The sequence below is a fragment of the Streptomyces sp. HD genome, assembly GCF_028369295.1.
GTDB lineage: Bacteria > Actinomycetota > Actinomycetes > Streptomycetales > Streptomycetaceae > Streptomyces.
The window spans coordinates 58,907-78,248 of record NZ_JAQMYP010000036.1 but is presented as its reverse complement, the minus strand read 5'-3'; the positions used below and the strand labels follow the sequence as shown (position 1 = coordinate 78,248).

General features: G+C 71.2%; 15 protein-coding genes. 12 read left to right on the top strand and 3 right to left on the bottom strand.

Features of this window, described 5'->3' with window-relative positions:
• The first annotated feature begins 4 nt into the window (after positions 1 to 4).
• Genes gatA through gatB form a run of 3 tightly spaced genes read left to right on the top strand, consistent with a single transcriptional unit; the run spans position 5 to position 3,264 of the window.
• Positions 5 to 1,498, top strand: a complete 1,494-nt coding sequence (gene gatA, locus POF73_RS30375) for an Asp-tRNA(Asn)/Glu-tRNA(Gln) amidotransferase subunit GatA (RefSeq protein WP_272121875.1) — start codon at positions 5 to 7, stop codon at positions 1,496 to 1,498.
• The gene (locus tag POF73_RS30370) at positions 1,495 to 1,734 is read left to right on the top strand and encodes a hypothetical protein (RefSeq protein WP_031485323.1); all 240 of its coding nucleotides are present in this window, start codon (positions 1,495 to 1,497) and stop codon (positions 1,732 to 1,734) included. Before gatA ends, POF73_RS30370 begins: the two co-directional genes overlap by 4 nt.
• A 15-nt stretch (positions 1,735 to 1,749) precedes the next feature.
• Positions 1,750 to 3,264, top strand: coding sequence for an Asp-tRNA(Asn)/Glu-tRNA(Gln) amidotransferase subunit GatB (gene gatB, locus POF73_RS30365; protein ID WP_272121872.1), 1,515 nt, complete (start codon positions 1,750 to 1,752; stop codon positions 3,262 to 3,264).
• Positions 3,265 to 3,325: 61 nt separating this feature from the next.
• On the opposite strand, the gene POF73_RS30360 is transcribed toward gatB, so the two are convergent.
• Positions 3,326 to 4,129 carry a methyltransferase domain-containing protein gene (locus POF73_RS30360; RefSeq protein ID WP_272121870.1) on the bottom strand — a complete coding sequence of 268 codons (804 nt, stop codon included), beginning with the start codon at positions 4,127 to 4,129 and terminating at the stop codon, positions 3,326 to 3,328.
• Between the two features lie 187 nt (positions 4,130 to 4,316).
• Between POF73_RS30360 and POF73_RS30355 the strand changes: the two genes are divergently transcribed.
• The 7 genes from POF73_RS30355 (at position 4,317) to POF73_RS30325 (ending at position 12,158) form a co-directional block, all read left to right on the top strand.
• A complete protein-coding gene (locus POF73_RS30355; RefSeq protein WP_272121868.1) occupies positions 4,317 to 4,667 on the top strand; it encodes a hypothetical protein in 351 nt (116 codons plus the stop codon).
• Positions 4,668 to 4,879: 212 nt separating this feature from the next.
• The gene (locus tag POF73_RS30350) at positions 4,880 to 7,126 is read left to right on the top strand and encodes an MMPL family transporter (RefSeq protein ID WP_272121866.1); all 2,247 of its coding nucleotides are present in this window, start codon (positions 4,880 to 4,882) and stop codon (positions 7,124 to 7,126) included.
• Complete coding sequence (locus tag POF73_RS30345; RefSeq protein WP_272121864.1) at positions 7,104 to 7,679, top strand: GNAT family N-acetyltransferase; 576 nt, start codon at positions 7,104 to 7,106, stop codon at positions 7,677 to 7,679. Before POF73_RS30350 ends, POF73_RS30345 begins: the two co-directional genes overlap by 23 nt.
• Before the next feature lie 35 nt (positions 7,680 to 7,714).
• On the top strand, positions 7,715 to 8,302 hold the full coding sequence (locus tag POF73_RS30340) for a hypothetical protein (protein WP_272121862.1): 588 nt from the start codon (positions 7,715 to 7,717) through the stop codon (positions 8,300 to 8,302).
• 206 nt (positions 8,303 to 8,508) lie between these two features.
• Positions 8,509 to 8,706, top strand: coding sequence for a hypothetical protein (locus tag POF73_RS30335; protein ID WP_272121860.1), 198 nt, complete (start codon positions 8,509 to 8,511; stop codon positions 8,704 to 8,706).
• A gap of 161 nt (positions 8,707 to 8,867) precedes the next feature.
• Entirely contained in the window at positions 8,868 to 11,912 is a 3,045-nt protein-coding gene (locus POF73_RS30330) for a helix-turn-helix transcriptional regulator (RefSeq protein WP_272121858.1), read from the top strand.
• A 45-nt stretch (positions 11,913 to 11,957) separates the two neighbouring features.
• Positions 11,958 to 12,158, top strand: a complete 201-nt coding sequence (locus POF73_RS30325; RefSeq protein ID WP_272121856.1) for a DUF6191 domain-containing protein — start codon at positions 11,958 to 11,960, stop codon at positions 12,156 to 12,158.
• A gap of 6 nt (positions 12,159 to 12,164) precedes the next feature.
• Here POF73_RS30325 and POF73_RS30320 read toward each other — a convergent pair whose 3' ends face one another.
• Both POF73_RS30320 and POF73_RS30315 read right to left on the bottom strand, forming a co-directional pair.
• Positions 12,165 to 13,367, bottom strand: coding sequence for a PQQ-dependent sugar dehydrogenase (locus POF73_RS30320; RefSeq protein WP_272121854.1), 1,203 nt, complete (start codon positions 13,365 to 13,367; stop codon positions 12,165 to 12,167).
• A 319-nt stretch (positions 13,368 to 13,686) separates the two neighbouring features.
• Positions 13,687 to 14,685 (bottom strand): aldo/keto reductase, encoded by a 999-nt coding sequence (locus POF73_RS30315; protein WP_272121852.1) that lies wholly within the window; start codon positions 14,683 to 14,685, stop codon positions 13,687 to 13,689.
• A 75-nt stretch (positions 14,686 to 14,760) separates the two neighbouring features.
• Here POF73_RS30315 and POF73_RS30310 point away from each other — a divergent pair, with 75 nt between their 5' ends.
• The gene (locus tag POF73_RS30310; RefSeq protein ID WP_272121850.1) at positions 14,761 to 15,711 is read left to right on the top strand and encodes a 2-hydroxyacid dehydrogenase; all 951 of its coding nucleotides are present in this window, start codon (positions 14,761 to 14,763) and stop codon (positions 15,709 to 15,711) included.
• 451 nt (positions 15,712 to 16,162) lie between these two features.
• Positions 16,163 to 19,228 (top strand): putative bifunctional diguanylate cyclase/phosphodiesterase, encoded by a 3,066-nt coding sequence (locus tag POF73_RS30305; protein WP_272121848.1) that lies wholly within the window; start codon positions 16,163 to 16,165, stop codon positions 19,226 to 19,228.
• Positions 19,229 to 19,342 lie beyond the last annotated feature (114 nt).

Below are 19,342 nucleotides of genomic sequence, written 5' to 3'. Positions count from 1 at the left end.
AGTCATGACGGACATCATCAAGCTCACCGCCGCCGAGACCGCCGCGAAGATCGCCTCCGGCGAGCTCACGGCCGTCGAGGTCGCCGAGGCCCACCTGGCCCGCATCGAGGCCGTCGACGAGAAGGTGCACGCCTTCCTGCACGTCGACCGCGAAGGCGCCCTGGCGCAGGCGCGCGCCGTGGACGAGAAGCGGGCCAGGGGCGAGAAGCTCGGCCCGCTGGCCGGCGTCCCCCTCGCGCTCAAGGACATCTTCACCACCGAGGGCATTCCGACGACCGTCGGTTCGAAGATCCTGGAAGGGTGGATTCCGCCGTACGACGCCACCCTCACCAAGCGCCTCAAGGCCGCTGACGTCGTCATTCTCGGCAAGACCAACATGGACGAGTTCGCCATGGGGTCCTCCACCGAGAACAGCGCCTACGGCCCGACCGGCAACCCCTGGGACCTCACCAAGATCCCCGGTGGTTCGGGTGGCGGTTCCTCCGCCGCGCTCGCCTCCTTCCAGGCGCCCCTCGCCATCGGCACCGACACCGGCGGCTCCATCCGCCAGCCGGCCGCCGTGACGGGCACGGTCGGTGTGAAGCCGACTTACGGCGCGGTCTCCCGCTTCGGCATGGTCGCCTTCTCGTCCTCCCTCGACCAGGGCGGGCCCTGTGCCCGTACGGTCCTGGACGCGGCCCTGCTCCACGAGGTCATCGCCGGCCACGACCCGCTGGACTCGACGTCGATCGACGCGCCCGTCCCGCCGGTCGTCGAGGCCGCCCGCAACGGCAGCGTGCAGGGCATGCGCGTCGGCGTCGTCAAGCAGTTCCGCGGCGAGGGCTACCAGGCCGGTGTCATCCAGCGCTTCGACGAGTCGGTGGCCCTCCTCAGGGAGCTGGGCGCCGAGATCGTCGAACTGGACTGCCCGTCCTTCGACCTCGCGCTCTCCGCGTACTACCTGATCGCGCCCTCCGAGTGCTCCTCCAACCTCGCCCGCTTCGACGGCCTGCGCTACGGCCTGCGGACCGGCGACGACGGCTCGAACTCCGCCGAGGCGGTCACGTCGCTCACCCGTGAGGCGGGCTTCGGTCCCGAGGTGAAGCGCCGCATCATGCTCGGCACGTATGCGCTGAGCTCGGGCTACTACGACGCGTACTACGGCTCCGCCCAGAAGGTGCGCACGCTCATCACGCGCGACTTCGAGAAGGCCTTCGAGCAGGTCGACGTCATCGTCTCCCCGACGACGCCGACCACCGCCTTCGCGATCGGCGAGCGTGCCGACGACCCGATGGCGATGTACCTCGCCGACCTCTGCACGATCCCGACGAACCTGGCGGGCAACGCGGCCATGTCGCTGCCCTGCGGTCTGGCCCCGGAGGACAACCTCCCGGTCGGACTGCAGATCATCGCGCCGGCGCTGAAGGACGACCGTCTTTACAAGGTCGGGGCGGCCGTCGAGGCGGCCTTCGTGGAAAAGTGGGGGCACCCGCTTCTGGAGGAGGCACCGTCGCTGTGAGCAAGCTGTCGAAGGCCAAGGACTTCAAGAAGTCCAAGTCCGGTCTGTACCTGTCCATGGCCACCACCGCGTTCGGTGCGGTCAGTGTCGCCAAGCAGGCCAAGAAGGCCCGCGTGGAGAGTGACACGCTGCGCCTGATCGACGCCGCCGTGTCCGCCGCCGCCATCGTCACCGGCCTCGCCATCCTCTACCGCGAGCTGAAGCGGCTGGGCGACGACGACGTCCTGCTGGGCTGAGAGGGAAGTTTCACCGTGACCACCACGACCGACCTGGTGTCGTACGAGGACGCGTTGGCGTCGTACGACCCCGTCATGGGCCTTGAGGTCCATGTCGAACTCGGCACCAAGACCAAGATGTTCTGCGGCTGTTCGACCGAGCTCGGTCAGGACGCCAACACGCAGACCTGCCCCACCTGCCTCGGCCTGCCCGGCGCGCTCCCGGTCGTCAACGCGACCGGCGTCGAGTCGGCGATCAAGATCGGTCTCGCGCTGAACTGCGAGATCGCCGAGTGGTGCCGCTTCGCCCGGAAGAACTACTTCTATCCGGACATGCCGAAGAACTTCCAGACCTCCCAGTACGACGAGCCGATCGCCTTCAACGGCTACCTCGACGTGCAGCTGGAGGACGGCGAGACCTTCCGTGTGGAGATCGAGCGCGCCCACATGGAGGAGGACACCGGCAAGTCGACGCACGTCGGCGGCGCGACGGGCCGTATCCACGGCGCTTCGCACTCGCTGCTCGACTACAACCGCGCCGGCATCCCCCTCATCGAGATCGTCACCAAGCCGATCGAGGGCGCCGGCGACCGTGCCCCCGAGGTGGCGAAGGCGTACGTCCGTGAGCTGCGCGAGCTCATCAGGGCGCTCGGCGTCTCCGAGGCCCGGATGGAGATGGGCCAGATGCGCTGCGACGTGAACCTGTCGCTGCGCCCGAACGGCACCGAGAAGTTCGGTACGCGCTCGGAGACGAAGAACGTCAACTCGCTGCGGTCCGTGGAGCGCGCGGCCCGCTTCGAGATCCAGCGGCACGCGGCCGTGCTGAGCAGCGGCGGGACGATCATCCAGGAGACCCGGCACTTCCACGAGGACACGGGGTCCACGACCTCGGGCCGAGTGAAGGAAGAGGCCGAGGACTACCGGTACTTCCCCGAGCCGGACCTCGTCCCGGTCGCCCCGTCCCGCGAGTGGGTCGAGGAGATCCGGGCGGCGCTGCCCGAGCTGCCGCTGGCCCGTCGTACCCGGCTCCTCGCGGAGTGGGGCATCTCGGCCACCGACATGCAGGCGATCCTCAACGCCGGTGCGCTGGACCTGATCGTCGCCACGATCGACGCCGGTGCCGACGCGGCCGCCGCCCGCAAGTGGTGGATGGGTGAACTCGCCCGCAGCGCCAACGAGTCGGGCAAGTCGCTGGACGAGCTGGCCATCACGCCCGCCCAGGTCGCGCGCGTCACCGAGCTGGTCTCGAAGGGCGACCTCAACGACAAGCTGGCCCGCCAGGTCATCGAGGGCGTTCTCGCGGGCGAGGGCACCCCGGACGAGGTCGTCGACAAGCGCGGTCTGAAGGTCGTCTCCGACGAGGGTGCCCTGGGTACCGCCGTCGACGAGGCCATCGCCGGCAACCCGGGCATCGCCGACAAGATCCGTTCCGGCAAGGTCGCCGCGGCCGGCGCCCTGGTCGGCGCGGTCATGAAGGCCACCCGGGGTCAGGCCGACGCCGCCCGCGTCAAGGAGCTGATCCTGGAGAAGCTGGGCGTCAGCGAGGGCTGAGCGCCGAGAACGGTACGGCCCCGGAGGCACTGCCTCCGGGGCCGTGGTCGTGCTCACGGGGTCACTTACGGCGCCCCACGAGTCGTACGAAGCCCAGCGTGCGGCCCTCGTCATGGCGCACCATCTCGCCGACCCGGCGGGCCATCGTGCGATGGAACTCCTCCGGGCTCTCCTCGGCGATCACGTCGCACCACAGCAGCCAGTCCCGCCAGCCGTCCGGCTGCCAGTCGGCGGTCTCGACCTCGACGCCGCCGCCGCGGGTCCAGTGGCGCCGCCACCACTCGGCGGAGTGGAAGCACCAGAAGTCGGGCTCCCACCAGGGCTTGAGATGCTCCGGCGGTTCTAGGCCGTCCGGCTCCTCCCGCAGCGCGGGCACGACGACCCCGATCCGCCCGCCGGGCTTCAGCAGGCGGGTGAGCGTGGGCAGATAGAGATCGTTCGTGCCGAAGTACTGGTACGCGTCGATGCTCACGATCGCATCGAAGCTGCCCTCGGCGAACGGCAGGTCGTGCGCCTCGGCGTGCACGGGCAGTACCCGGTCGGCGAAACCGGCCTCGGCGATGCGCCGGGCGTTGTCGTCGGGCTTGACCCAGAGGTCGGCGGCGGTGACCTGGGCGTCGTACTCCCTGGCCAGGAAGACGGAGGTCATCGCCCGGCCGCAGCCCAGGTCGAGGACGCGCGCGCAGGGGCGCAGGGCGTCCAGGCCGAGGGCGGGGGCCAGCCACTCCAGCAGCCACAGTGCGTTCGGGCCCATCTGGTTCTCGATGACCCAGCGGATGTCGTAGCTGTTGCTGCGCGGGTAGCGGGCGTGGGTCAGCCGCTGGGTGAGGTCCTCATTCGAGGTCCCCGGGGTGATGTCTGGCATCGGTGAACGGGCTCCTTGAGTCCTGGAAGGCGGAAGGGGATACGGAGGAGCTCGGTCGGACGCTCAAACAATGCACCTGCCCAGGTCGGCGGCGATGTGCCGCACAGTGGCTGACCTTCGGAAGCTAGCAGCGGACCGCACGGCCCCGCATCAGGTTTCTCAGCGCGACGCGCTACGCTCGCCCGCCATGAGTGGACGTGGTGATTCCGAGATATCCGAGACGGGGGAGGACCGGACCGAGGCGCCCGACGAGGAGCACGTCGACGAACCGGAGGACGACGAGGACCCGGCGCAGGTGGCGCGGCGGGCCCGCTGGACGGCCGCTGCCGCCGGGATGCTGCTGACCCTGGCCGGGCTGTCCGCGTCGGTCATGCGGGCCACCGGATCCGCCCCGGCCCTCGTCCCGGCCGCCTACGCCTGCGGCGCCGCCGTCTGCGCGCTCGCCGCGTTCCTCGGCTCGCGGGGGCGTACGCGCCGGGCGCTGTGGTTGCTCGTCACCGGAGTGATGGTGATGGCGCTGGGGGATCAGTTCGACTGATGTGAAAGGCGTCACTCGGGAACGACAGAGTGGCCGTTACTGTCCTGTGATCTGCCTCCCACTCCTGTGAATAAACGCACGAATGGGGCAAACGATCTCCTCGGCCTGCGAGAGTTTGCTTCACATCGCTCATGCGTTCTTTGCGGGCTGTTCACTTCATGAACGACTGATCCCGGCCAAAGATCCGTAAATCGTCCCCCGGGAGCACGTTCGTGGCAGCTCTAGCACGCTGGTGTGTCCAACGCCGCCTCGTGGCCGTACTGCTCTGGCTGCTCGCCTTCGGCGGGGTGAGCGCGGCCGCCGCCGTCACGGGCACCGCGTACTCGAACGACTACAACGTCCCCGGCACCGAGTCCGGCCGTGCCACCCAGCTCCTGGCGGACGGCTTCCCCGGCCTCGGCGGCGACAGCGACACCGTCGTCTGGCACACCACGTCCGGCACCGTGCGCGCCGCCGACGTCGAACAGACGATGACGCACACCCTGGACGAGATCGCCGACCTGCCCGGCGTCGCGGCCGTCGGCAGCCCCTACGACAAGCAGGGCGCCGCCCAGATCAGCGAGGACGGGCACACGGCGTATGCCACCGTCACCTTCGACGACAGCGCCGAGAACCTCGACAAGGGCGAGGCGCAGGCCGTCGTGAGCGCGGCCAAGGACGCCGAGGCCGACGGGCTCCAGGTGGAGCTGGGCGGCGGTGCCGTCGGGCTCACCGAGTCGCCGGGCGGGCACATCGCCGAGATCGTCGGGGTGGCCGTCGCCGCGGTCGTGCTGTTCCTCGCCTTCGGCTCGCTCGCCGCCTCGCTGCTGCCCATCGCCACCGCGCTCGTCAGTGTCGGCACCGCGTACGCCGGGATCGCGCTGCTCGGGCACGCCATGACCGTCGCCGACTTCGCGCCCATGCTCGGCATGCTCATCGGCCTCGGCGTCGGCATCGACTACGCGCTGTTCATCGTCACCCGGCACCGGCGCGGGCTGAAACGCGGGCTGCCCGTCACCGAGTCGATCACGAACGCCGTGGCGACCACCGGACGGGCGGTGGTGTTCGCGGGCGCGACGGTGTGCATAGCCCTCCTCGGGATGCTGATCCTGCAGCTCAGCTTCCTCAACGGCGTCGCGATCGCCGCCTCGCTCACCGTGGTCCTCACGGTCGCCGCCTCCGTGACGCTGCTGCCCGCCCTGCTGTCCTTCATCGGCATGCGCGCCCTCAGCCGCCGCGAGCGGCGCCGGCTGGCCGAGCACGGGCCCGAGCCGGAGCTGCCGACCGGGTTCGCCGCCCGCTGGTCGGCGTTCGTGGAGCGCCACCCGAAGGCGCTCGGCGCGATCGCCCTGGCCGTCATCACGGTCCTCGCGCTGCCCACCCTCGGCCTGCGCCTGGGCACCTCCGACCAGGGCAACAACCCGGAGACCGCCACCACCCGCCAGGCCTACGACCTGCTCGCCGACGGCTTCGGGCCCGGCGTGAACGGCCCGCTCACCCTGGTCACCGAGGTCGACGGCGGCGACGACAAGCTCGCCCTCGACAACCTCGACGCCACCTTGCGGGGCACCGAGGGCGTCGCGTCGGTGACGCCCGTTACGTACAGCTCCGGCGGTGACACCGCGTACCTCACCGTCGTACCGGAGTCCTCCCCGCAGTCGCAGCAGACCAGCGATCTCGTCGACCGGCTGCGCTCCGAGGTGCTGCCCCGCGCCGAGACCGGCACCTCGCTCGATGTGCAGGTCGGCGGCATGACGGCCGGCTACGACGACTTCGCCGACGTGATCGTCGGCAAGCTGCCCCTGTTCGTCGGCGTCGTCATCGGCCTGGGCTGTCTGCTGCTCCTGCTCGCCTTCCGGTCCGTCGGCATCCCCCTGAAGGCCGCTGCGATGAACGTGGCCGCCGTCGCCGCCGCCTTCGGAGTCGTCGTCGCGATCTTCCAGTGGGGCTGGGGGAGCGAGCTGCTCGGGCTGGGCCGTGCGGGCCCGATCGAGCCCTTCCTCCCGGTCATCATGGTGTCGGTGCTGTTCGGCCTCTCCATGGACTACCAGGTCTTCCTGGTCAGCCGGATGTACGAGGAGTGGCTGGAGACCGGAGACAACCGACGGGCCGTGCGGGTCGGCCTCGCCGAGACCAGCCGGGTGATCAACTCCGCCGCCGTCATCATGATCTCGGTGTTCCTCGCCTTCGTCCTCAGCGGCGACCGGGTGATCGCCATGTTCGGCATCGCCCTCGCCGCCGCCGTCGCCCTGGACGCCTTCGTGCTCCGCACGCTCCTCGTCCCCGCCCTCATGCACATGCTCGGCGGCGCCAACTGGTGGCTGCCCCGCTGGCTCGACAAGCGCATGCCCCGCATCAGCATCGAGCCGCCCGAGTCCCGCGCCGCCCATGAGAGGCTGGCCGCCGCGACGGACGCCGAGGTGGCGGACGTGCTGGCGGAGGAGGAGCGGCAGCGGGATGTACGCGATATCGCTGGGTGACGACGGAGCCGAACTGCGTCCCCTGGAGCCCTGGCACGCCGAGGAGTTCCTGGCCCATCTGGAGCGCGGGAGGGAGTTCATCAACCAGTACGTCCCCTTCGGCTCCAAGGCCGTCGACGTGGACTCCGCGCGCGAGACGCTCCAGCGGTACGCCGACATGCGCGCCGCCGACACCGCGTCCCTGCACGGCCTGTGGCTGGCGGGGAAGCTGGTGGGCGGGGTGCTCTTCCTCAACTTCGACGCCGAGAACGCCAACTGCGAGGTCGGCTGCTGGCTGGAACCAGCGGCCACCGGGCGCGGGCTCGTCACACGCGCGATGCGTGTCCTCATCGACTTCGCGGTCGAGCTGCGCGGCATGCACCGGGTGGAGTGGATCGCCGCCGCCGGGAACACACCCAGCCTGAACGTGGCACGCCGCCTCGGCATGACCCGCGAGGGCGTACGGCGGGAGAGCTACCCCTATGGTGGGGTGCGGCACGACCTGGAGGTGTGGTCGATCCTGGCCCCCGAATGGCGTGCGGCACGCGCGCGTGCCGCTCACAGCGATCATTAAGAGACTTCTCAGACAGCGTCCGTACGGTGCGAGACATGGGAACGAAGACAGTGGACGAGACCGGGGCCGAGACGGGCACCGAGACGAAGACCGACGACGAGAAGGCGAACGTCGTCAAGACGACCGCCGCCACCGCCGCCACCGGCGTCGCCGACGAGGTGGCGGAGGGCGACGAGGCCGAGGCCGGGGACGAGGTGACCGCCGAGGCAACGGAAGCGGGTCCCTCCGGCGTCGGCCAGGGCGCGGCGGCGGTCGTCTCCGCGGTGCTCGGCCTGGTCTCCCTGACCGGCGGCTGGATCGGTACGGTCGCCTCCGCGCGGCAGAACATCATCGCCCAGCTGGAGTCCTCCTCGTCGTCCTCCCAGAACGTCTCCCAGCTGCTTGAGCGCGGCTACGGGGACGCCTGGAACGCCACCGCGTTGACCGCCGGCCTCTTCGCGCTGGCCGCCTTGATCGTGGGTGTCGGAGTGCTCGCCCGGCCCGCGTTCGGGGCGCCCGGCAAGCCGCAGGCCCCGTGGATCAAGTCGGTCGCCTGGGCCGGCGTCTCGCTCGGTGTCATCGGCCTGCTGATGGCCGTACTCAAGTACACGGACGTGCTGCTCGGCCTGCCGTCAGTGGGCTGAGTCACCGCAGGTCCCGAGGGGTCTCAGAGTCGCCGTAAGCACCTTAGACGGCGCCCTGAGGCCCCTCACGCATGTCTAAGGCCCCTCCCACCGGCGAAGATGCGGAACTCTCCCGATGTGGCGGACCCCTCTGGGAGACGAAGGTTGAGGCATCGCGGCAAGCGATGGCGAAACCGACTCTCACCGGACCGAACGAGGGGCCAACCATGTACGAGTACGAGATCCACCACTTCCGTTCCACCGAACTGATCCGCAAGGCCGAGCACGAGCGCCTGGCCCGCGAGGCCCTCCGCCTCCGCCGCGCCGCCCGCCGCGAGGCCACGGAACGCTCCGCCGAGGGCACGGGAGACGCCGAGTCACATACGTCCCGCCTTCGAAGGCACCGACACCCACGCGCCGCGTGACGGCGGGGGACACGGGGGCCGGGGGACGTTCCTCCCTGGCCCCCGGTCGGCTTCTTTCAGCCCGTCCGGCGTTTGAGGACAAGGCCCCTTCAGGGCCGAAGCGGGGGTCCGGGGGCGGCAGCCTCCAGAAATCCGGTGCCGGACTGTCGACGGTGCGTGCGATGCTCGGCCCCGTGGAGACCAGGTCCGTCAGCCCCGTGTTCGTCGGTCGTGCAGCCGAGTTGGAGACGCTGCACGACAACATCGCCCAAGCCGCCGCAGGCAACCCGCAGGCGTTGGTGATCGGCGGTGAGGCCGGGGTCGGCAAGACGCGCCTCGTCGAGGAGTTCGCCACCGCCGCCGCCCGTGAGGGCGCCGTCGTCGCGCTCGGCGGCTGTGTCGAGATAGGCGCCGACGGCCTGCCGTTCGCCCCCTTCTCCACCGCACTGCGCGCCCTGCGCCGCGAACTGCCCGAGGAACTCGCCGCCGCGGCCGCCGGCCAGGAGGAGGAACTGGCCCGGCTGCTCCCCGAGTTGGCCGACGCGGCCCCTCCCCGACGCCCGGACCGGTCCGACGAGGAGGGCATGGCCCGCCTCTTCGAACTCACCGCCCGCATCCTGGAGCGCGTCGCCGCGCACCGCACGGTCGTCGTCGCCCTGGAAGACCTCCACTGGGCCGACGCCTCCACCCGCCACCTCCTCGCCTATCTCTTCCGCACCCTGCGCACCGGCCGCCTCGTCGTCCTGGCCACCTACCGCTCCGACGACATCCACCGCCGCCACCCGCTGCGCCCCCTCCTCGCCGAACTCGACCGACTGCGCACGGTCCGCCGTATCGAACTCGGCCGCTTCAACCGCGCCGAGGTCGGCCGTCAGATCGCCGGCATCCTCGCCAGCGAACCCGACCCGGCCCAGGTCGACGAGATCTTCGAACGCTCCGACGGCAACGCCTTCTTCGTCGAGGAACTCGCCGTCGCCGCCCACGAGGGCTCCTGCGCCGGCCTCACAGACTCCCTGCGCGACCTGCTCCTGGTCCGCGTCGAGCGGCTGCCCGAGAGCGCCCAGCGGGTCGCCCGGATCGTCGCCGAGGGCGGCTCCACCGTCGAGTACCGGCTGCTCGCCGCCGTCACCCAGCTCGCCGAGGACGACCTCATCGAGGCACTGCGGGCCGCCGTGAACGCCAACATCCTCATCGCCACACCCGCCGGCGACGGCTACCGCTTCCGGCACTCCCTGGTCCGTGAGGCCGTCGGCGACGACCTGCTGCCCGGCGAACGCTCCCGCCTCAACCGCCACTACGCCCAGGCCCTGGAGGCCGACCCGACACTCGTCCCGGCCGACCAGCGCGTCATGCGGCTGGCCAGCTACTGGTACCACGCCCACGACCCCGCCAAGGCCCTGCCCGCCGTCCTGGACGCCTCCGTCACCGCCCGCCGACGGCACGCCCACTCCGAGCAACTGCGGCTGCTCGAACGCGCGATGGAGCTGTGGGACTCCGCCCCCGAGGACATCCGCGCCGCCCTGCGCCCCGTCGACTACACCGAGGTCTACCCGCCCTGCGGCTGCGACCCCGCGACCACACCCCTGCGCTATCTCGACCTGATGGCCGAGGCCGCCGTCGCCGGACGCCTGTGCGGGGAGCGCGAACGCGCCCTGAAGATCACCAAGCGGGCCCTGCACCTGCTGGAGGACGAGGGCGACCCCCTGCGCGCCGCCTGGTTCTGGGTCCAGCGCTCCCGTCTGGTCCAGGCCCTGGCCCGCGGCGACGGCTGGAAGGAACTGGGCACCGCCCAGCAGTTGGTGCGCGGTCTGCCACCGTCCGAGGTGCACGCCGAGGTACTGGCCACCGCGGCCGGCTGGTCCATGCTGCGCGACCCGGGGCCCGAGGCCGTCTCCGCCGCCGAACGGGCCGTCGAGTACGCGCGCATGGTGGGCGCCGAGGACATCGAGCTGAACGCCCGCCTCACTCTCGGCGGGCTCATGGTCGACGCCGGACAGATCGAGGCCGGACTGGCCCAGATGTACGAGGTCAGGGACGAGGTACTGGCCCGAGGCCTCGCCACCGTCGTGGGCCGCAGCCATGTGAACCTCCCGTCCGTCCTGGAAGGCATCGGCCGCTCCGAGGACTCCGTCGGCCTTCTGCAGGAGGGGCTGCGGCTGACCCAGAAGATGGGCCTGCGCGACTCCGAGGCCTGGGTCTGGGCGAACCTCGCCGAGTCACTCATATCCCTCGGCCGCTGGGACGAGGCCGCCGAGGCCGCGGTCAACGCCCAGCGCACGGGACAGTCCGCCAAGCCGCGCGGCGGGGGCTCCAACTCCCTCGCCCATCTCGCGCTCGCGCGCGGCGAGGTCGCCGAGGCCGTCCGCCATCTCGCCGCTGCACGTGCCTCCTACGGCACCCACGACCCCATGCCGCAGAACAACCTCCCGATGTCCTGCCTCACCATCGGCACAGCCGCCGCCGAAGGCCGCCTCCTCGACGCCAGAGCGGAAGCCGACCGGGCCCTGAGCGCCGGCTTCCCGCCCGGCACCCAGCGCTACGCCTGGTCGGTGGTGCTGGCCGCCGCCGTCGCCGAGGCCGATGCCCGCGCACTGCCCGCCGCCCAGGACGGCCGCGACGCCTTCCTGGAACGGCTGGCCGCGGCCGTCCGCAAGCTCACCACGGGCGCGCCCCTGTGGCTGGCCTACGAGAAGTGGACCCGAGCCGAGCTCGATCGCGCAGAGAGCCGGGCCACCCCCGACACCTGGTCGGACGTGGTCACCGCCTTCGAGGCGATGGGGCGCCCCTACGACCTCGCCCAGGTCCGCCACCGGCTGGCCGAGGCGCTGCTCGCGATCGGCGGTGACGACGAGCGTGCCCGCGCCACGGAACTGCTCCGCCTGGCCCGCGCCACCGCCACCCACCTGGGCGCCCACCCCCTCGCCGACGCCACGGCCCAGCTGGCCCAGCGAGCCCGCCTCACCCTCACGGCAGCCCCGCACCCGCCCTCCGCGGACCCAGCCGAGTCCCTAGGCCTCACCACCCGGGAACGGGACGTCCTCCGCCTGGTCTCCGCAGGCCGCACCAACCGCCAGATCGCCGAGGAACTCTTCATCTCCCCGAAGACGGCCAGCGTCCATGTCTCGAACATCCTGGGGAAGCTCGGCGTCTCGGGAAGAGGCGAGGCGGCCGCGGTGGCGCATCGGCTGGGGCTGTTTCCGGCCGAAACGCTCACCTACGGGACCTGAAGCGCAGATATACGCTGTAAGGGACGTCGGCCCTGTGGAGGTCCAGTGTTCAACGCGTTCGAAGAACTCTTCTCTCCTGGCCGCAAGCACACCAGCGACGAACAGAACCGCCTGGAACTGACCCGCGAGGACGTCGGGGACAACGACCCCGGACGCGGGCCGATAGATCTCGCGTCCGGGAAGGTGGTCGTACGGCCGCCCGAGGCGTCGGCCGAGGAGGGCGACGAGGACGACGGCAGGCAGTAGGACCGCTCAGCTCACCTGCACCTCCAGAATCCGGTCGTCCCCGTCCTTGGGATCGCCCCGCCCGTCCGTATTGCTCGTCGTCAGCCACAGCTTGTCGCCGCCCGCCGCGACCACCGTCCGCAGTCGGCCGTACTTGCCCTCCAGGAACGCCTGCGGGGCCGCCGATGCCTCCGTGCCGTTCAGCGGGATGCGCCACAGGCGTTGGCCCTTCAGACCGGCCATCCATATGGAGCCCTCGGCATGGGCGATGCCGCTGGGAGAGGCGTCGTCGGTGCCCCACTGGGCCAGCGGATTGTGGTACTTGGCGTCGTCCGCCTTGCCCTCGACCTCCGGCCAGCCGTAGTTGTCGCCCGGCTTGATCGCGTTCAGCTCGTCCCAGGTGTCCTGGCCGAACTCCGCGGCGAACAGGCGCTGTTTGGAGTCCCAGGCGAGGCCCTGCACGTTCCGGTGCCCGTACGAGTACACGGGGGAGTCGGGGAAGGGGTTGCCGGGGGCCGGTTCGCCCTCCGGTGTCATGCGCAGGATCTTGCCGCCCAGGGACTTCTTGTCCTGCGACAGCCCCGTGTCACCGCTCTCGCCCGTGCCCGCGTACAGCATCTTGTCCGGGCCGAAGGCGATCCGGCCGCCGTTGTGGATATAGCCCTTGGGGATGCCCCTGAATATCGTGTCGGGCGCGCCCAACTGCTCGCCGGACGGCTTCTGCTCGTCGTACAGCATGCGGACGATGCGGTTGTCCGAGGCCGAGGTGAAGTAGGCGTAGACCATGTGGTCCGAGGCGTAGTCCGGCGACAGCGCCAGGCCCATGAGACCGCCCTCGCCCGCGGGTGACACCCCCGGTACCTCGCCCAGCTCGGTCTTCTTGCCGGTCTCTCGGTCGACCCGCGTGATCGTGGCCTCGTCGCGGGAGGAGACGAGCAAGTCATCGTCGGGGAGGGGCGCCAGACCCCAGGGCGTCTTCAGGCCCTCGGCGACCGTACGCACGACCTTGACCGAGCCCTGCGCCGGTGGGGTCTCGGCCGCCTGGCGGGTGGGCGACGCCCCTCCGGCCGTGGCGGTACTGGATGCCGCGCTCTCGCCCTCGCCCGGTGATCCCCCGTCGTCGGAGGAGCAGCCGGCCGTCAGCAGGAGTGCGGCCGCGGCCCATACGGCCGTCACAGCTCGACGATGCACGATCACGGTCCCTTCGACGCGGCCGGTTCTACTCTTCATACACCGCTCGCGCCTCAGAGGTTCCCGATCCATGAACCCCGAATCAGTGCAGCCCGGCCCGCAGCCGGATCGGATCCCCCGACCGGTCTCCGCGTGGCTCTCCGCCGGGCTCTCAGCCGACCGGGATCGCCTGGCCGGATGCCGCCCGGCCCCTCGGTCGGATCGGGTCCCGGCCGGTCTTCGCCAAGTCCCCCGCCGGCTCTGACCGCCTGGCCGGATGCCGCCCGGCTCTCGGTCGGATCGGGTCCCGGCCGGTCTTCGCCAGGCTCTCAGCCGGCTCCGACCGCCTCGCCCGATGCCGCCCGGCCTCCGGCGGACGTCAGTCCCAGGACCCCAGCGCCCCCGGCAGATCCGCCACCTCGGCCAGATCATGCTCGGTCAGCCGTACGCCCTCGGCCCCCGCGTTCTGCGTCACCCAGCGCTCCTGCTTGGTCCCGGGCACCACGATGACATGCCGCCCCTGGGTCAGCACCCACGCCAGCGCCACCTGCGCCGGCGTGACCCCGGCCCCGTGCCTGGCCGCTATCCGGCGCAGGCCGGCCACGATCGGCTGGTTCGCCGCCATCATCTCCGCGGTGAAGCGCGGATGCCGGGCGCGGACGTCGTCCGGCTCGAAGCCCTCGCCGGGGGTGAGCGTGCCGGTCAGGAAGCCGTTGCCCAGGGGCATCGCCGCCAGGAAGCCGATGCCGCGCGCCTCGCACCACGGCAGCAGCGTCTCCAGCGCCTCCGGCGACCACACCGACAGCTCCGCCTGCACGGCGCTCACCGGGAAGACCTGCTGCACCCGCTGCAACTGCCGGATCGTGGCGTCGTGCAGGCGGGTTCCGGAGCGACGGCCACCCCGCGCGCCCACCGCGCACAGCCCCAACGCCCGTACTTTTCCGGCCTGGACGAGCTCCGCCATCGCGCCCCACGTCTCCTCCACGGGGACTTCGGGGTCGGCGCGGTGCAACTGGTAGAGGTCTATGACGTCCGTCTGCAGCCGGCGCAGGGAGGCGTCGCAGGCTCGTTTCACATAGCCGGGGCGGCCGTTGGCCACGATGTGCTGTTCGCCGACGAGCAGCCCGACCTTCGTCGACACGAACGCGTCCTGGCGGCGCTCCTTCAACACCCGCCCCAACAACAGCTCGTTGGTGAACGGGCCGTACATGTCGGCCGTGTCCAGCAGCGTCGAGCCCAGATCGAGTGCCCGGTGCACCGCCCTGAGCGACTCCTCGCCCCGCTGTCGCGACGAGCTGTACGCCCAGTTCATCGGCATGCACCCGAGCCCGACGGCCCCCACCGCGAGTGCCGCCGCGCCGATCGTCCTGCGCTCCACCTGGCCGTAACCCTCCCTCTTCCGGCACCCCAACCTAACCTCTGCACTCCTGTTCGCCTGACATAGCCTCCTGACATGACCGCTGACGTGTGGCTCCCCATCCCGCCGGAAGACATCGAGGGCCTCCCAGAAGGCCCCAACTACCGCTATTGGGACGGCGCCGAGGACTTCCCCGCCGACCCGGCCGAGTGCGTCTTCTACGTCGTCCCGTACATGAAGCCGCCCGCGCTCGGGCAGCGTCCCCTGCCGCGGATGAGCTCCGTCGAGGTCGTGCAGACGCTCTCCGCCGGCGTCGACCACGTGGAGCCGGGCCTCAGGCACCTGCACCCGGGCGTGCGGCTGTGCAACGCGCGCGGGGTGCACGAAGCGAGCACCGGCGAGCTCACCCTCACGCTGATCCTCGCCTCGCTGCGCGGCGTTCCCGACTTCGTGCGGGCGCAGGACAGGGGCGAGTGGCTCGGCGGATTCCGCCCCGCGCTGGCCGACAAGAACGTCCTCATCGTGGGATACGGCTCGATCGGCGCCGCCATCGAGGACCGGCTCGCACCGTTTGAACTCGCGCGGGTGGCGCGCGTCGCGCGCTCTGAGCGCACCACGGCGCGCGGACCCGTGCATCCGCTCACCGAACTGCCCGCCCTGCTGCCGGAAGCGGACGTCGTCATCCTGTCCACACCCCTCACGGACACCACCCGTCACCTGGCAGATGCCGACTTCCTGGCCCGGATGAAGGACGGCGCGCTGCTGGTCAACGTCGCCCGTGGACCCGTCGTCGACACCAAGGCCCTGCTCGCCGAGTTGGAGACCGGGCGCATCACCGCCGCCCTGGACGTCACCGACCCCGAACCGCTGCCCCGGGAGCATCCCCTGTGGCGTGCGCCGGGCGTGCTGATCAGCCCGCATGTGGGCGGGCCGACGTCCGCGTTCCTGCCGCGCGCCAAGCGGCTTCTGGTGGACCAGTTGAGTCGTTATGTGAACCGGGAGCCGTTGCGCAACGTGATCCTTACGACGGGCGCGAAGCGCGCGTGACGCTCACGGGCTGAGCGTCGCGCGGGTGCCGCACACGCCGCGCGCAACAGGCTCTTCATCCGCTTCGAGTACCCTCCGCAACCTCGCGGAAGCGGTCCGTACTCGCATATGCGCTGGTCGTCACGGAGCGTAGAGACGCTATGTCCCTGAGTGACGAGACTGGTGTATCGTCCCGACAGGGGTTGCGCCGCGCACGTTCGGCGCCGGGGATGGACATTTCAGATTTGTGAGGGGGGCGACGGACGATGCACGGCCTATGGACGAGCGATCCGACGCGACGGGGCCGCCGTCGGCGACCCTGGGTCACGGCCGCGCGCAGACGCGGCCACCACGGCACTCACGGCTGCCATCACAACCATCACCACCGCCGGCACACCAGCCGCAGGCGGCATGCGCAGCCGGCGCACCGGGACCCCCGGGACCCGGGAGCGGCGCGGACCGGGAGGGCCCGGTGAGTTCGCCGCCGCCCCCCACGACGACCCTCGACTCGGCGCTGCGGGCACAGCCCTCGTCGGCGGCGATGCTGCCCCGGCTGTCGTCTTCCGGCGGCGGCTCGGGCATGGTTCCGCAACTCGTTCTGGCCCTGCTGTGCGCCGGCTACGCCGTCGGCTCCGCGCTCGGCTGGGGATCGGATCAAGTCGCGCTGATCATGGGCGACTTCGGACTGGCCGCCGCGGCCGGCGCCGCCGCCGTGTCCTGCTTCCGCTACGCCCGTAGCCGCCGTATCCGCTTTCGACCTGCCTGGCTGCTGTTCGCCCTCTCCTCCGCGATGGCGGCCCTCGGCAACCTGGTCTGGGGGTGGTACGAGGTCGTCCTGGAGCGGCCCGTGCCCAGCCCCTCCTACGCCGACGGGTTCTTCCTGTGCTTCGCGCCGCCCGCCATCGTGGGACTCCTGGTGCTCGCCAAGCGACCGGTGACCAAGGCCGGCTGGGTCTGCCTCGGGCTGGACGCCTGGCTGATCGGCGGCTCGCTGCTGACGCTGGCGTGGAGCCTCGCCCTGGCCCAGGCGGCCAAGCTCGACTCGGGCGGTGGGGCGAGCGTGGCGCACACCGCGCTCTCGCTCGCCTACCCGCTGCTCGACATCGCCCTGGTCAGCATGGTGCTCGCGCTGCACTTCCGCCGCTCCTCGGCCAACCGCACCGCGGTCAACACCGCGATCGGCGCGCTCGCCCTGACCGTCATGTGCGACGCCCTGTTCACCTCGCCGCTGCTGCACAACAACTACCGCTCGGGCCAGTTGCTCGACGCGGGCTGGTTCGCCGGCTCCCTGCTCCTGGCGTACGCCCCGTGGGCCGCGCCCAGGCGTGGGCAGGAGGAGGCCGACCGGCACCCCTCGGCGGGGCACACACGCGTGGTGCACGAGCACGTGCCGGGACAGCGCGGCGGGGGCCACCTCCACGCCCCCGCGCAGGGAGGTGATCACAGCCGGTATCCGGCCACCCGGCCGATCTCCGGCTCCCTGGCCGCCCTCACGCCGTACCTCGCCGCCGCCGTCTGCACCCTGGGGATCCTCTACAACGTCCTCAACGGCCGCAGCGTCGACCGCGTGGTGCTCTTCACCGGCGGCACCGTCGTGCTCGCCCTCGTGGTGCGCCAGGGCATCATGCTGCTCGACAACATCACCCTCACCCAGGAACTGGCCCAGAAGGAGAACCACTTCCGCTCCCTGGTGCAGGGCTCCAGCGACGTCATCATGATCGCCGCACCCAACGGCATCCTCCGGTACGTCTCCCCGGCCGCCGCCGGGGTCTACGGCCGCTCCGCCGAGGATCTGGTGGGTACGGAACTGGCCAATCTCATCCACCCGGAGGACCTGGGCTGCGTGGTGCACGAAGTGCGCCGCTTCCTCGCCGCCAGCCCACTTGAGGAACCCACTACGCGCATCGAGTGCCGCTTCCGCTCCGGCGAGGACAGCTGGCTCAACGTCGAGTCAACGGTCAACCGGCACCACGGCGGACTCATCTTCAACAGCCGGGACGTGACCGAAAGAGTGCGCCTACAGGCGCAGCTCCAGCACAACGCCGAGCACGACCCGCTCACCGACCTGCCCAACCGCGCGCTGTTCACCCGGCGCGTGCAGCAGGCCCTCTCCGGCCGCCGCGCCTCCGACCGGGGCCTCGCCCTGCGCAACACGGCCGTGCTCTTCATCGACCTCGACGGCTTCAAGGGCGTCAACGACACGATCGGACACCAGGCCGGGGACGAACTGCTCGTCCAGGCCGCCCGCAGACTCCAGGACACGGTCCGGCGCGGGGACACCGCGTCCCGGCTGGGCGGCGACGAGTTCGCGGCCCTGATCGTCGGAGACAACACCCGGGACCGCGCCGCCCGCGAACGGCACATCGTGGAGCTCGCCGAACGGCTCAGACTGACCCTGTCGCAGCCGTACCTCATCGACGGCAACGATGTCCGTGTCAACGCCTCCATCGGCGTCGCCTTCGCCGAGCCGGGCCTCGGCGCGGGGGAGCTGCTGCGCAACGCCGACCTGGCCATGTACCGCGCCAAGGCGGGCGGCAAGGGCCGCGTCGAGCTGTACAAGCCGCAGATGCAGCAGGACGTCGTACGCAAGGCGGAGCTGGCCACGCGCCTGCGGGCCGCGCTGCACGACGGTGAGTTCGCGCTGCTGCACCAGCCGGTGGTGTGTCTGGCGGACGGCCGGATCACCTCGGTCGCCGCCCAGGCGCGCTGGCGGTCCTCGCAAGGGGTGCTGTTCACGCCCGCCGAGTTCCTGCGGGTGGCCGAGGACAGCGACAAGACCGCCGAGCTGGGCCGCTGGATGCTGGAGGAGGCCGTGGAGCAGGCCGCCGAACGCACCGCGACCGGGCTCGCCGTACCCGTCGTCGTGCGGATGGGTGCGCGCCGGCTGCTGGACCGGTCGATGCCGCTCGGCTCGATCGAGGCGCTGCTGACCCGGCACGGGCTGCCGTCCGGGTCGCTGATCATCGAGCTGTCCGACCTCGACCCGCGCGCCTCGCTGGACGAACTGGAGCGCCGCCTCGGCGGCCTGCGCAGAATCGGTGTCCGGATCGCCCTGGACGGCTTCGGCAGCGGGTTCGCGGCGATCACGGCCCTGCGCCGGCTCCCCGTCGACGTCCTCAGGCTCGACCGCGGTCTGGTCGAGGGAGTCGTCGAGTCCGCCCGGCTGCACAAGATCACGGGCGGGCTGCTGCGGATCGCCGGCGACCTCGGGCTGCAGTCCGTGGCCGACGGCGTGGACCTGCCGGAGCAGGTCGTCGCGCTGCGCGCGATGGGGTGCACGCACGGGCAGGGCATGGCGTTCTCCGGGCCGCTCGACGAGTACCGGCTGCGCCGGGCGCTCAGTTCCGGCCACTATCCGGTGCCGCACGGACCGGCGGAGCCCGCCTACGCGGGTGGTGTGAGAGAGCCGAACGGACGTGTTGGAGGTGAACGCGCCCTGGACAGGGGTGCGGGGGTGTACACCGGTGGTGTGGCCGCTGTTCTCGGAGGCGGAAGCGCCCTCCGCTCACATAATGAGACTCCCGTCCCACCCACTTGACAGTGAGTGTGTGCCGGGGGGAGGGTCAGTGCCATGCGCACCCGAATTCTCGTACTTGGAAAGCGCGTCGGCTGAAGCTGGTGACGTCCGGACAGAACCGGAACTCCCAGCGAC